The sequence below is a fragment of the Pseudomonas sp. GQ91 genome (assembly GCF_059758795.1).
On record NZ_JCAXED010000021.1, the window covers coordinates 37821 to 51879 of the forward strand.

General features: G+C 60.7%; 15 protein-coding genes. 8 read left to right on the top strand and 7 right to left on the bottom strand.

The genetic code is table 11. The annotated features are described in order from the left end of the window. Nucleotides 1-91 precede the first annotated feature (91 nt). The 6 genes from rluB to AC6CIA_RS24665 all read right to left on the bottom strand — a co-directional run bounded on the left by rluB (nt 92) and on the right by AC6CIA_RS24665 (nt 5071). Nucleotides 92-1336 (bottom strand): 23S rRNA pseudouridine(2605) synthase RluB, encoded by a 1245-nt coding sequence (gene rluB / locus AC6CIA_RS24640; protein ID WP_339530773.1) that lies wholly within the window; start codon nt 1334-1336, stop codon nt 92-94. Between the two features lie 144 nt (nt 1337-1480). Continuing rightward, nucleotides 1481-1672 (bottom strand): DUF1289 domain-containing protein, encoded by a 192-nt coding sequence (locus AC6CIA_RS24645; protein WP_498315711.1) that lies wholly within the window; start codon nt 1670-1672, stop codon nt 1481-1483. 131 nt (nt 1673-1803) lie between these two features. Continuing rightward, nucleotides 1804-2733, bottom strand: a complete 930-nt coding sequence (gene scpB, locus AC6CIA_RS24650) for an SMC-Scp complex subunit ScpB (RefSeq protein WP_498315712.1) — start codon at nt 2731-2733, stop codon at nt 1804-1806. 12 nt (nt 2734-2745) lie between these two features. Then, on the bottom strand, nt 2746-3564 hold the full coding sequence (locus tag AC6CIA_RS24655) for a segregation and condensation protein A (RefSeq protein WP_498315713.1): 819 nt from the start codon (nt 3562-3564) through the stop codon (nt 2746-2748). Next, entirely contained in the window at nt 3565-4194 is a 630-nt protein-coding gene (locus AC6CIA_RS24660; RefSeq protein ID WP_090221361.1) for an L-threonylcarbamoyladenylate synthase, read from the bottom strand. Nucleotides 4195-4207: 13 nt separating this feature from the next. Beyond that, nucleotides 4208-5071, bottom strand: a complete 864-nt coding sequence (locus AC6CIA_RS24665) for a PHP domain-containing protein (RefSeq protein ID WP_498315714.1) — start codon at nt 5069-5071, stop codon at nt 4208-4210. A gap of 87 nt (nt 5072-5158) precedes the next feature. Between AC6CIA_RS24665 and AC6CIA_RS24670 the strand changes: the two genes are divergently transcribed. From AC6CIA_RS24670 to AC6CIA_RS24700, 7 genes are all read left to right on the top strand, one after another. Beyond that, nucleotides 5159-5755, top strand: a complete 597-nt coding sequence (locus AC6CIA_RS24670) for a septation protein A (protein WP_498315715.1) — start codon at nt 5159-5161, stop codon at nt 5753-5755. Between the two features lies 1 nt (nt 5756). Beyond that, complete coding sequence (locus AC6CIA_RS24675; RefSeq protein ID WP_498315716.1) at nt 5757-6056, top strand: YciI family protein; 300 nt, start codon at nt 5757-5759, stop codon at nt 6054-6056. Nucleotides 6057-6162: 106 nt separating this feature from the next. Then, nucleotides 6163-6570, top strand: a complete 408-nt coding sequence (locus tag AC6CIA_RS24680) for an SH3 domain-containing protein (protein ID WP_498315717.1) — start codon at nt 6163-6165, stop codon at nt 6568-6570. A 7-nt stretch (nt 6571-6577) separates the two neighbouring features. After that, nucleotides 6578-7255 carry a response regulator transcription factor gene (locus AC6CIA_RS24685; protein WP_339530762.1) on the top strand — a complete coding sequence of 226 codons (678 nt, stop codon included), beginning with the start codon at nt 6578-6580 and terminating at the stop codon, nt 7253-7255. 190 nt (nt 7256-7445) lie between these two features. Next, nucleotides 7446-7898, top strand: a complete 453-nt coding sequence (locus AC6CIA_RS24690) for a Spy/CpxP family protein refolding chaperone (RefSeq protein WP_339530760.1) — start codon at nt 7446-7448, stop codon at nt 7896-7898. Between the two features lie 64 nt (nt 7899-7962). Beyond that, entirely contained in the window at nt 7963-9306 is a 1344-nt protein-coding gene (locus AC6CIA_RS24695; protein WP_498315718.1) for a sensor histidine kinase, read from the top strand. Between the two features lie 40 nt (nt 9307-9346). Next, nucleotides 9347-10696, top strand: a complete 1350-nt coding sequence (locus AC6CIA_RS24700; protein ID WP_498315719.1) for a CoA transferase — start codon at nt 9347-9349, stop codon at nt 10694-10696. A 41-nt stretch (nt 10697-10737) separates the two neighbouring features. On the opposite strand, the gene arcD (AC6CIA_RS24705) is transcribed toward AC6CIA_RS24700, so the two are convergent. After that, entirely contained in the window at nt 10738-12165 is a 1428-nt protein-coding gene (gene arcD / locus AC6CIA_RS24705; protein ID WP_498315720.1) for an arginine-ornithine antiporter, read from the bottom strand. 450 nt (nt 12166-12615) lie between these two features. On the opposite strand from arcD (AC6CIA_RS24705), the gene arcD (AC6CIA_RS24710) reads away from it, so the two are divergent. Then, entirely contained in the window at nt 12616-14043 is a 1428-nt protein-coding gene (arcD, locus tag AC6CIA_RS24710; protein WP_498315721.1) for an arginine-ornithine antiporter, read from the top strand. Nucleotides 14044-14059 lie beyond the last annotated feature (16 nt).

Below are 14059 nucleotides of genomic sequence, written 5' to 3' on the forward strand. Positions count from 1 at the left end.
CTGAAACACTGCTGTCCGCTGCAAAAAAAACGCCGACCCATGAGAGTCGGCGCTTTTCTTGTGGCTCGCAGCTTAAAACTTGCGGCTGCCCTTAAGGCTTCTTGCGACCAAAGCCCGGACGCTGACCCGAACCGGCTGGCGCGCCTCGGCGCTTGCCCGATGGCTCGTCGTCCACCAACTTCAGGCCTGGGCGCTTTTTCGGCGCGGGCTTGGCTGGGCGCTTGGTATTCGCACTATCAGCCGGACGATCCGACGCCGGTGCGCCACGGCCAGATTCGCCACGGTTGCCGCGACCCGCGCCTGGCGCCTCGCCACGACCCGCAGGGCGTGGCGTGCGTGGCGCACGTTCGCCGTCCTGACGCGCGGGCGCCGATGGACGACGCTCACCTTCCAGCTGCGGTTCGCGGGAGATGCGGCCACCGGAAGCCGGTGCATTCAACGCCGGGCGCACGGTGCGCGCCACGCGTTCAGTACGGGCCACCGGACGCGACGATTTGCGCTGCATACGCTCCAGCTTGTCTTTGCTCTTGGCGTTCATCTGCGGCATGGCCACAGGCGTCAGGCCAACTTCAGCACTCAGAATGTCAACTTCGTACTGGCTCATTTCGCGCCAGCGGCCCATCGGCAGGTCGGAGTTAAGAAACACCGGACCAAAACGCACGCGCTTCAGGCGGCTGACCACCAGGCCCTGGGATTCCCACAGGCGACGCACTTCACGGTTACGGCCTTCCATCACCACGCAGTGGTACCAATGGTTGAAACCTTCGCCGCCGGGCGCCTGCTTGATGTCGGTGAAGCGCGCCGGACCATCTTCCAGCACAACACCGGCCTTGAGACGCTCGATCATCTCGTCGTCGACTTCGCCACGCACACGCACCGCGTATTCGCGGTCCATTTCGTAGGACGGGTGCATCAGGCGATTGGCCAGCTCACCGTCAGTGGTGAACATCAGCAAACCGGTGGTGTTGATATCGAGACGGCCGATGTTGATCCAGCGCCCCTCTTTCGGGCGCGGCATCTTGTCGAATACGGTTGGACGCCCTTCCGGGTCGTCACGGGTGCAGATCTCGCCGTCCGGCTTGTTGTACATGATCACGCGGCGCACCGATTCGGCGGCCTCTTCACGCTTGATGACCTTGCCATCAATGGTGATCGCATCATGCAAGTCGACGCGCTGCCCCAAGGTGGCTTCGACGCCGTTGACCTTGATGCGCTTCTGGGTGATCCAGGCTTCTACGTCACGGCGCGAGCCGACGCCGATACGGGCGAGGACTTTCTGCAGTTTTTCGCCTGCCGGGCCGATTTCCTGGGTGTCGTTCTGGTCTTGCTCATTCATCTTAAGCACCTCCCGGTGTGTCGATTCAGGCGTGGCCTGAAGAGTGTTCAACGCTGGGTCTTGGGCGAACGTATCGCCAAAGGGTCGCGAATCATACGCGCATGACGCACGTAGCGCATCAGAGAGTAGTCGATAAGTGCCTGCTCATTTGCTTTTCCGCCGACCGGTGGCGCCCAGCGCGATCAACCGCAACTGGGCTTCGGCGAGCACGGCACGCTTGTCGATCTTGTCGAGCTTCTTCCAGGCGCGGATCTCACGCTTGCTGCGGCCGCAGCCGACACAGATATCGTCGCTGAATCGACAGATGCTGATACACGGATCCTTGGTGGAACTCATAGGCATTCTCCCAGGCGACGATAATCAAATGTGGGAGCGGGCTTGCTCGCGATGGCGGTGAATCAGTCGAGGCATTCGGTGACTGAACCACCGCCATCGCGAGCAAGCCCGCTCCCACATTCTGGCTTGTGTCAGTCGTCGAACTGACGGCGTTCGTTTTCGATGGCTTCGGCCAGCGCCCGCGCTTCGTCTTCCTCGTCGCTCAACGGCGCCTGTTCGAGGGCCGCGACGGCGGCCAGGAGTTTCTCGCGGGCCTGCGCCACGCCGAGACTATCTTCCTCGGGTTCGGCTTCCGGGACCGTTGGCAGCGTCTCGACGTGCGTCTGCGCGTCGGGTTCGGCCACCCCATCACGCAACACGTCATCAAAGTCAGTCTTGATCCCCTGCTCCATATCATCCAGTTCCAGCAACAAGGTGTGGAAGCTGGTTTCGTCCTTGGGTTCTTCCGGCTCGGCGCTGGCGTCGGCCAACGCCTGAAGGCCCGGCGGCACCGGCACATCGTCGAAATCCAGGACCGGTTCGGCCTCGATCTCCCGCAGTTCGGCCAATGGCGGCAGATCGTCGAGGTTTTTCAGGTTGAAGTGATCGAGAAACACCTTGGTAGTCGCGAACATCGCCGGCTTTCCGGGCACATCGCGGTAGCCGACGATGCGGATCCATTCACGTTCAAGCAGCGTCTTGACGATATGACTGTTGACCGCCACGCCCCGCACGTCTTCGATTTCGCCGCGGGTAATGGGCTGGCGATAGGCGATCAATGCCATGGTTTCCAGCATCGCCCGTGAATAGCGTTGCGGGCGCTCTTCCCACAAACGGCCCACCCACGGCGAAAACTTCTCGCGGATTTGCAGGCGATAGCCCGAGGCAACTTCTCTCAACTCAAAGGCCCGGCCTTCGCAGGATTTGCGCAGGGTTTCCAGCGCTTTCTTGAACACCGCGGGTTCCGGACGCTCGGCCTCTTCGAACAGTTCGTACAAGCGCTCCAGCGATTGCGGTTTACCCGAGGCCAAGAGGAAAGCTTCCAACAACGGAGCCAGTTCGCGGGGTTCAGTCAGATTCATCGATTCAGCTCTTTATTCGGCTCGCGCCCGCACGTGGATAGCCGCGAAAGGCTCATTCTGCACCAGCTCGACCAAGGACTCCTTGACCAACTCAAGGATTGCCATAAACGTCACCACCACGCCAAGACGGCCTTCCTCGGCCGTGAACAGCTCGACAAACGGCACAAAACCGCCGCCTTTGAGACGTTCCAGCACATCGCTCATGCGCTCGCGAGTGGATAAGGCTTCGCGACTGACCTGGTGGCTTTCAAACATGTCGCCACGGCGCAGCACTTCGGCCATGGACATCAGCAATTCCTCCAGACTCACGTCCGGCAACAATTTACGCGCACGCGCTTCGGGCGCGTCGAGTTTGGGCACCACCACATCTCGGCCGACCCGGCTCAAGCCGTCGATACCTTCGGCGGCAGCCTTGAAACGCTCGTATTCCTGCAAGCGGCGGATCAGTTCAGCGCGGGGATCGTCTTCTTCAGCCTCGACAGTCTCGGAGCGCGGCAACAGCATCCGCGACTTGATCTCCGCCAGCATGGCGGCCATTACCAGATATTCGGCGGCCAGTTCCAGACGCACCGTTTGCATCAATTCGACATAGCCCATGTACTGGCGGGTGATTTCGGCCACCGGGATGTCGAGGATGTTGATGTTCTGCTTGCGGATCAGATACAGCAGCAAGTCCAACGGGCCTTCGAACGCTTCGAGAAAGACCTCCAGGGCGTCCGGCGGAATGTACAAGTCCAACGGCATTTCCATGACCGCCTGGCCATAGACCATGGCGAATGGCAGCTCCTGCTGGGCGCCCGCCTGGCTGTCGACGGTTTCCACCACCGACATTCAGGCCTCAACCATGAACGGTGCCGGATCACCGCAACCGACCCGCACCACTTCCGGCTCGCCATCGGCCAGGTTGATCACGGTGGAGGCTTTGCCGCCGCCGAAACCGCCGTCGATGATCAGGTCCACCTGTTTTTCCAGCAACTGGCGCATCTCGTAGGGATCTTCGAGTGGCTCGGCGTCACCGGGCATGATCAGCGACACGCTCATCAGCGGTTCACCCAACTCAGCCAGCAACGCCAAGGCGATGGGATGCTCCGGCACGCGCAGACCAATGGTACGTTTCTTGGGGTGCAGCAGCAGGCGCGGCACTTCGCGGGTGGCGTTCAGGATAAAGGTGTAAGGTCCCGGCGTGTGGGCCTTGAGCAGACGGAAAGTGCCGGTATCGACCTTGGCGAACAGGCCCAACTGCGACAGATCGCTGCAGATCAACGCGAAGTTATGGTTCTTGTCCAAAGCTCGCAGACGCCTTACGCGCTCCACCGCATTTTTGTCACCGATCTGACAACCGATAGCGTAGGAGGAGTCCGTGGGATAGATCACCACACCACCGGCGCGAATGATTTCCACCGCCTGTTTGATCAGGCGCGCCTGCGGGTTTTCCGGATGAATCTGGAAAAATTGACTCACGTTTTCTACCTGTTCAAACGCTGGAAGTAATGGGGTCATGCTTGAATCGCCCCGACAAGAGCGGCAGATCTTCCGGGACCGGGCGATACTCGCCGATCTCGGACCAGCCGCCCGGGCCATGAAAATCACTGCCGGCGGTCACCAGCAGACCAAATTCGCGGGCCAATATCGACAGGCTGCCGACCTGTTCGGCAGGTTGATGCCCGTTGACCACTTCAATCGCGTGGCCGCCCGCTTCAATATAGTCGCCAATCAGCTTGCGACGCTTGCTGCGGGTGAAATCGTAATGCCACGGATGCGCCAGGCTGACCCAGGCACCCGACGCTCGCAAGGTAGCGACGGTGTCCTCCAAGGTCGGCCAGTGCAACTTGACGTCCCCCAACTTGCCGGCACCCAGCCATTTACGAAACGCTTCGGCCCGATCCTTCACATGCCCGGCACGCACCATCCAGTCCGCGAAATGCGGGCGCGCCGGGGCGTTGCCGCTGTCACCCAGTTCCTGCTGAACCGCCCGCGCGCCCTCGAGCGCGCCGGGCATGCCCTTGAGGGCCAGCTTGCGGCTTATTTCCTCGGACCGCAGCCAGCGGCCATCGTGCAATGTGGCAATGGCCTCCACCAGCGGCGGGGCCTGGACGTCGAAGCCGTAGCCGAGGACATGAATGGTTGCGCCGCCCCAGGTGCAGGACAACTCAACGCCATTGACCAGTTGCATGCCCAGTCCGGTGGCGGCAATGCGTGCCTCTTCCAGGCCTTCAAGGGTGTCGTGATCGGTCAACGCCAAGACTCGCACGCCTTTTTCATAGGCACGCGCAACCAGAACCGCTGGCGCCAGGGCGCCGTCGGAGGCCGTGCTGTGGCAGTGCAGATCAACATTCACGGAAGTGTGTAACCTCAAGTCAGCTGGCGCTTTCGCTACCAAGGATGTTTGGTATTATGCCGCCACATCCAGCTTCTGGCTCTTACTGTGAAACAATTCATCGACTTCATCCCGCTGTTGCTGTTTTTCATCGTTTACAAACTCGACCCACGGATCATCGATATTGGCGGCCATGAGCTGTCGTTCGGCGGTATCTACAGTGCCACGGCGATGCTGATCATCAGCTCCCTGGTGGTCTACGGTGCGATCTTCATCTCCCAGCGCAAGCTGGAAAAAAGCCAATGGCTGACCCTGATCGCCTGCCTGGTCTTTGGCAGCCTGACCTTGGCGTTCCACAGCGAAACCTTCCTCAAATGGAAAGCGCCGGTGGTCAACTGGCTGTTCGCCCTGGCCTTCATCGGCAGCCACTTCATCGGTGATCGCCTGCTGATCAAGCGGATCATGGGCCATGCGCTGACACTGCCGGAGCCCGTGTGGACTCGCCTGAATATCGCCTGGATCGCGTTTTTCCTGTTCTGCGGCGCGGCCAATCTGTTCGTAGCCTTTACCTTTCAGGACTACTGGGTCGACTTCAAGGTCTTCGGCAGCCTGGGCATGACCGTGGTCTTCCTGGTTGCCCAGGGCATCTACCTGTCGCGCCACCTGCATGACACCGACGCAACCACGCCAAAAACCGAGGACTGACATGCTCTACGCCATCATTGCCACCGACGTCGCCAACTCTTTGGAAAAACGCCTCGCCGCACGCCCGGCTCACGTGGACCGGCTCAAGGCGCTGCAAACCGAAGGACGCGTGGTGCTTGCGGGACCGCACCCGGCCGTCGACAGCAATGATCCGGGAGAGGCCGGTTTCACTGGCAGCCTGATCGTCGCCGAGTTTGCGTCCTTGGCGGATGCCCAGGCCTGGGCCAAGGCAGACCCGTATGTGGCGGCAGGTGTCTATGCCGATGTCGTGATCAAACCGTTCAAACAAGTCTTGCCCTGATCCGGCTGGCGCTGAACCTATCCGGCCGGGCGCACGCCTAATCGCTCAATATTCTCGGTAACCTGCCGACAACATTCTGAATATTCGTGTGGAATCAGGAGTTCCGATGCGCTTAAGTCAGTTGTGTCTGTTGGCAGTGTTAACAATCGGGGCTACGGCCCACGCTGAAGAAGCCTCAAGCACCGGCAGCTCCACGCCCCTGTCCTTGAGCGATGGCGCCCAGATCACCGAGCTGCAGCAACGCTTGAAAGAAAGCGAACGGCTGCGTGCGGAATTGAGCAAACAGTTGCAAAGTGCCGAAGCGACCCGCGAAAGTACCCAGGTGAGCAGGCTGCGCCAGGAAAACCAACGTCTGGCCCTGCAGCTCAAGCAGACTCAGAACCGCGTCTTGCCGGGCTGGCTCACTGATCAACAACAATGGTTTGTGATAGGCGCAGGTGTGGCGCTGATCGCCCTGCTGTGCGGTATCTTTGCCAGTGGCGGGCATCGGCGCCGTCGACAATGGCTAAATTGAGTAAGTCATGAGCGAGCTGTTACTGATAGATGATGACCAGGAGCTCTGCGAGCTGCTGACCAGTTGGTTGCACCAGGAAGGTTTCCAGGTGCGCGCCTGCCATGACGGCATAAGCGCCCGCAAGGCCCTGGCCGACGCCGCTCCGGCGGCCGTGGTACTGGACGTGATGCTGCCCGACGGCAGCGGCCTGGAATTGCTCAAGCAATTGCGTGGTGATCACCCGGAATTGCCGGTGCTGATGCTATCGGCCCGTGGCGAACCGCTGGACCGGATTCTCGGCCTGGAACTGGGGGCTGACGATTACCTGGCCAAGCCGTGCGACCCTCGCGAACTGACTGCGCGTTTGCGGGCCGTATTGCGCCGTAGCCACCCGACCGCCGTCTCGACCCAGCTGGAGCAGGGCGACCTGTGCTTCAGCCCGGTGCGCGGCGTTGTCACTATCGATACCCGGGAACTGACCCTCACGCTCTCCGAAAGTCGCCTGCTGGAAGCCTTGCTGCGCCAACCGGGCGAGCCGCTGGACAAACAGGAACTGGCGCAGATTGCCCTGGGCCGCAAGCTGACCCTGTACGACCGCAGCCTGGACATGCACGTCAGCAACCTGCGCAAAAAGATCGGCCCGCACCCCGACGGCCGCCCGCGCATCATGGCGCTGCGCAGCCGCGGTTATTACTACTGTCTTTGAAGCAGCTGCAAGGCTCAAGCTGCAAGCGGCAAGTTGGAGCTACCGGCTTGTAGCTTGAAACTTGAAGCGTGCAACTTGCCGCTGCTCCCCTCCCTTACCAAAACTTTACGCTGCGCTGACGGCGGCTGACCTTGACCTCCTTAATCTACTCACATCCGGACTCACCGGAATCGAGACAAGGAGAAACACCATGCGCAAGACCCTGATCGCTCTAATGTTCGCTGCAGCCCTGCCGACTGTTGCCATGGCCATGCCGGAAGGCCCTGGCCCCATGGGCGGCCCTGAAGGCCATATGATGGGTGGCCCGGGCCACGCGGGTGAACACGGCATGCGCGGCAAAGGCGGCCCCTTCGGCCAACTGGACCTGAGCCGCGAACAGCGCCAGCAGATCGGCAAGTTGATGGGCGAACAACGTGAAACTCGCCAGCAACTGGTCAAGAAGTACCTGGACAAACTGCCGGCCGCCGAGCAGAAGGCTATGAAAGACGAAATGGCCGCCGCCAAGCAGAAAACCCACACCGACATTCGCGCCCTGCTCAAACCCGATCAACAGAAGAAATTCGACGAGATCGCCAAGAAACGCGCCGAGCGTCGGGCCGAATGGCAGGAATTCCAGGCCTGGAAGGCGCAAAAAGCGCAATAATGCATTAGCTATCTCCCAGCCCAGCGGCCCGAGCCGCCGGGCTTTTCCTGTTTGAGGGTTTTCCGTGCGTTCACTTTTCTGGCGCATCCTTGCCAGCTTCTGGCTGGCCATCGCCCTGGTTGCCGGGTTGTCGATCCTGCTGGGGCACATGCTCAATCAGGACGCCTGGATCCTCAGCCGCCATCCTGGCCTGAAAAACCTGGCCGAAGAGTGGACGCAGCGGTACGAAACCCAAGGTGAAGAGGCCGCGCAGGATTTGCTGCGCCAACGCAAACGCCAATACCACGTCGATGTGCAGGTGCTTAACGAAAGCGGTGATCCGGTGGTGCGCGGCACCTTCCCGCGCCGGGCCGCCGCACTCGAGGCCCGACGGGGCGACAGCCATGACCGGAGCCTGCCCTGGCGGCGCCTGACGGCTGAGTACACCAGTGAAAAAACCGGTGAAACCTACTTGCTGATCTATCGCATTGCGCACCCGGAGCTGGATGCCTGGCACCGTAGCAGCCTGCTCTGGCCGCTGAGCGCCCTGGCCATTGCCTTGGTGGTGCTGACCTTGTTCAGCTTGTTGGTGACACTCTCCATCACCCGCCCTCTCAGCCGTTTGCGCGGCGCGGTCCACGACCTTGGCCAAGCCACTTATCAGCAAAACAGCTTGGCGCGCCTGGCTAACCGGCGCGACGAATTCGGAGTCCTGGCCACCGACTTCAACCGCATGGGCGCTCGCCTGCAAAGCCTGATCGGCAGCCAGCGCCAGTTGCTGCGGGATGTCTCCCACGAACTGCGCTCGCCCCTGGCGCGCTTGCGTATCGCCTTGGCCTTGGCGGAACGTGCCACGCCCGAGGCGCGGGAAAAACTCTGGCCGCGTTTGACCCTTGAATGTGATCGCCTGGAGGCCTTGATCAGCGAAATTCTAGTGCTCGCGCGGGTTGACGCCGACAACGCCAGCGCCGAAGACGTTGACCTGCACCTGCTGCTCAAGACCCTGCAAAAAGACGCCCGGCTCGGCGCTCCGGACCAGGTTATACAGCTTCACAGCGAGCCGGCGCTGGCACTCAAGGGCTGGCCGCACATGCTCGAGCGGGCGCTGGACAACCTGCTGCGCAATGCCCAGCGTTTCAACCCACCCGACCAACCGATTGAACTCCACGCCCAACGCCAGGGCGAACGCATCGTGATCAGCGTGCGCGACCACGGTCCGGGCGTCGACGCCACGCACCTGAGTCAATTGGGCGAACCGTTTTACCGCGCGCCCGGGCAAACCACCCAAGGTCATGGTCTCGGCCTGGCCATCGCACGACGAGCGGCGGAGCGCCACGGCGGTAATCTGATTCTGGCCAACCACATCGATGGCGGCTTTATCGCTACCCTGGATCTGCCGCTGGAGCCGGGGGTTGCAGTACAACCCTGAAGATCTTCTATGATGGTCCTTCTCTGACGGAGGGCCTCTGATGACCGATCTGCTCACTCCCATCCAAGTTGCACTCGATTTGCCAAGCGCCCCGCTGACCACTACCGAGGCCGGCGCCCTGCCATCGACGTTTGCCGTTACCGAACTGGCCAGCGCCAGTATCGGGGCGGCGGGCCAGGCGGTTGCCCAACTGCTGCATCAGGAAACCGGACGTTTACCCAGCGTCTCGGTGGATCGACGCCTGGCCTCATTCTGGTTCTCCAGTTCGCTGCGTCCGCTTGGCTGGACGCCGCCGCCACTGTGGGACCCGATCGCCGGCGACTACGCCAGCGCCGATGGCTGGATTCGCCTGCACACCAACGCGCCGCATCATCGCGCCGCCGCCGAACAGGTGCTCGGCGCCGTCGCTGATCGTGAAGCCATGGCGCACCAGGTTGCCCAATGGAACGCCGCCGAGCTGGAACAGGCGATCATCGATGTCGGTGGCTGTGCGGCGCAGATGCGTACATGGCAAGACTGGCAGACTCATCCGCAAGGACGGGCGGTCAACCAGGAACCGTTGATTGCGCGGCAAACCTTTGATGCCCTCCGTGAACAGCCCTGGCAGGGTTCCGTGGCACGGCCTTTGGCCGCAATCAACGTGCTGGACCTGACCCGCGTATTGGCCGGCCCCGTGGCCAGTCGTTTCCTCGCCGGCCTTGGCGCCAATGTGCTGCGCATCGATGCTCCCGACTGGAACGAACCGGGCGTGGTGCCGGAAATGACCCTGGGCAAACGCTGCGCCCGCCTGGACCTTAAACATCCAGACGACCGCAAGACCTTCGAAGACTTGCTCAAGAACACCGACCTCCTGCTCCACGGCTATCGCGCCAATGCCCTGGAGCAACTGGGTTACGACGCGAGCCGATTACAGCAGATCGCTCCCGGCCTGATTGACATCAGTCTGAATGCCTACGGCTGGAGTGGTCCGTGGCGCAATCGCCGGGGCTTCGACAGCCTGGTGCAGATGAGCAGCGGCATTGCCCAAGCGGGCATGCAATGGAAGCGCACCGATAAACCGCTGCCATTGCCAGTGCAGGCGCTGGACCACGCCACCGGCTACCTGATGGCCGCCAGTGCGCTGAGAGCACTGGCCGAACGCTTGAAAAGCGGACGTGGCGGTTCAGCGCGGCTGTCACTGGCGCGCACCGCGAAGCTGTTGCTGGAGGCCGGACAGGGTGTGGAACAACCGACGCTGCGCGCGGAGGACCCGGCCGACCAGGGCGTGCTGGTGGAGCAGACCGCCTGGGGCCCCGCCCACCGCCTGCTGGCACCGGTAACCATGACCGGCACGCCGCTGCAGTGGGATTTGCCAGCGGGCGAACTGGGTTCACACCGACCGCAGTGGTGACCGCGTTCAGTCATAAGCTGGCCCGTCGCCCAACTGCAATTTCACCAGCTCAATACCCCGCTGTACAGCCCGTACGCCGCCAGGCACGCCCCGGCGATCACGCAGCTGAAAATGCCTTTTTCCAGCGCGGTAAACAACGGTTGGCCTTGCTCGCGCTTGGCCTGGGCAAACAGCAGCACGCCCGGCGCGTACAGCAAGGCCGACAGCAGCAAGTACTTCAAGCCACCGGCGTAAAGCAGCCAAACCGCATAAGCGAGCGCGATTACGCCTATCAACAAGTCCTTGAGCCGCTCGCCATGGGCGTTTTCGTAGGTTTCACCACGTCCGCAGAGCAGCACCGCATAAGCCGCCGACCATAAATACGGCACCAGAATCATCGATGAGGCCAGATAGATCAGTGTGGTGTAGGTGCTCGCCGAAAACAGCGTAATGACCAGGAAAACCTGGATCATCGCATTGGTCAGCCACAACGCATTGACCGGCACATGGTTGGCGTTGGCCTTTTTCAGAAACGCCGGCATGGTCTTGTCGTGGGCCGTGGCGTAGAGAATTTCGGCGCAGAGCAACGCCCAGGACAACAGCGCGCCGAGCAGCGACACCGCCAGGCCGATGCTGATCAGCAACGCTCCCCACGGCCCGACAATATGTTCCAGGACCCCGGCCAGGGACGGATTTTGCAGAGTGGCCAACTCCGGCTGGCTCATGATCCCCAACGACAGCACGTTGACCAGTACCAGCAGCGCCAACACCCCGAGAAAACCGATCAGCGTGGCCCGCCCGACATCCGCGCGCTTTTGCGCCCGCGCCGAATAAACACTCGCACCCTCGATACCGATGAAGACGAACACCGTGACCAACATCATGTTGCGTACCTGGTCCATCACCCCACCAAAATCCGGGTTGCCCAAGCCCCAGATATCGCGGGTGAATACCTCGGCCTTGAAGGCCACGGCAGCGATGACGATGAACATCAGCAGCGGCACGATCTTGGCCACGGTAGTGACCTGGTTGATAAACGCCGCCTCCTTGATCCCGCGCATCACCAGAAAATGCACGGCCCACAGCAGCAACGAGGCGCACCCGATGGCCACCGGCGTATTGCCCTGGCCGAACACCGGGAAGAAATAGCCCAGCGTGCTGAACAGCAGCACAAAATAACCGACGTTGCCCATCCAGGCGCTGATCCAGTAGCCCCAGGCCGAGGAAAAACCCATGTAATCGCCGAACCCCGCCTTGGCATAGGCGTACACGCCAGAATCAAGGTCCGGTTTGCGATTGGCCAGGGTCTGGAACACAAACGCCAGGGTCAGCATACCGACGGCGGTGATTGCCCAGCCGATCAACACCGCACCGACCTCCGCCCGAGCGGCCATGTTTTGCGGCAAGGAGAAGATCCCGCCACCAATCATCGATCCCACGACCAAGGCGACCAGAGCACCCAGTCGAAGCTTTTGAGTCGGTTGCGACATCGGAACTCCTGCGATTAATGACAGTAATTTAATTAGCAACGTTGCGTGTGCGCCAACTTATAGAAAATACCCGGGATTTATCAGTCGTCGCGAATAAAACGCTCTGTCTCATAACTGAATGGCATTTCACTTAGCGGAGTTTAGACAAATTTAAAATTTAAATATGCAACTTCCGGTTTTCCTGCGATGTCATTGGCAACGCGCACATGAAAAAAGTTGCATCTTGTGGAAAGCGGACTAGCGTCAATTCTCCAAACATTCAGTAAATCGATCTGACGGCATCGGTACAAGGCTCTGCAATAAGCTTTTCCAAGCGTTTCCCGATACTCGCTCTTTAACCGCAAGTTATTAATTCACAATGGAATGTGCCAATAAAGTGATCTGAGTCAGGTAGTTGAATAGCACACGGATTTACTCTATGGCCTCTCTCTCCTGCAATGGAGTCATGCGATGTCTGATTCTCCCGGAAAACTTCGATTAGGCGCTCTAGTAGCACTTGTCGTGGGTTCGATGATTGGCGGCGGGATCTTCTCCCTACCACAAAACATGGCGGCGAGTGCCGATGTGGGCGCGGTACTCATCGGTTGGGTGATTACCGCCGTTGGCATGTTGACCCTGGCGTTCGTGTTCCAGACCCTGGCCAATCGCAAACCGGATCTGGACGGCGGCGTGTATGCCTACGCCAAGGCCGGTTTTGGCGACTACATGGGCTTTTCTTCAGCCTGGGGTTACTGGATCAGCGCCTGGTTAGGCAACGTCGGCTACTTCGTGCTGTTGTTCAGTACCTTGGGCTACTTCTTCCCGATCTTCGGCGAAGGCAACACCCCGGCGGCGGTGATCGGTGCCTCGCTGCTGTTGTGGGCCGTGCACTTTCTGGTACTGCGCGGGATCAAGGAAGCCGCGTTCATCAACCTGGTCACCACCGTTGCCAAGGTCGTACCGCTGGTTCTGTTTGTCCTGATCGCGATCTTTGCGTTCAAACTGGAGATTTTCACCGCCGACATCTGGGGCCTGAAAAATCCGGACCTGGGCAGCGTGATGAACCAGGTACGCAACATGATGCTGGTCACCGTCTGGGTGTTTATCGGCATCGAAGGCGCGAGCATTTTCTCCTCGCGTGCTGAAAAACGTTCCGACGTCGGCAAGGCCACAGTCATTGGTTTCATTACCGTGCTGTTGTTCCTGATGCTGGTGAACGTGTTGTCCCTGGGGATCATGACCCAGCCGGAGCTTGCCAAGCTGCAGAATCCGTCGATGGCCGCCGTGCTGGAGCATGTGGTTGGTCACTGGGGGGCGGTGCTGATCAGCGTCGGCTTGATCATCTCGCTGCTGGGTGCGTTGCTGTCGTGGGTGCTGCTGTGCGCGGAAATCATGTTCGCCGCCGCCAAGGACCACACCATGCCGGAATTCCTGCGCAGGGAAAACGCCAATCATGTGCCGGTCAACGCCCTGTGGCTGACCAACGCGATGGTGCAGATTTTCCTGGTGATCACCCTGTTTTCCGCCAGCACCTACCTGTCGCTGATCTACCTCGCCACCTCGATGATCCTGGTGCCCTACCTGTGGTCGGCGGCTTACGCACTGCTGCTGGCAGTACGCGGCGAGACCTACGAAACCGCGCTGGCGGAGCGCAAGAAAGACTTGCTCATCGGTGGCATCGCGCTGATCTACGCGATCTGGCTGCTGTACGCCGGCGGCACTAAATACCTGCTGCTGTCCGCCCTGCTCTACGCCCCCGGCGCGATCCTGTTTGCCAAGGCCAAGCATGAGCTGGGCAAACCGATTTTCACCCCCGTCGAGAAGCTGATTTTCGCCGCAGTGGTCATGGGCGCCCTGGTGGCGGCCTATGGGCTCTACGACGGCTTTCTGACTCTATAACTCTCGTTCACTGGAG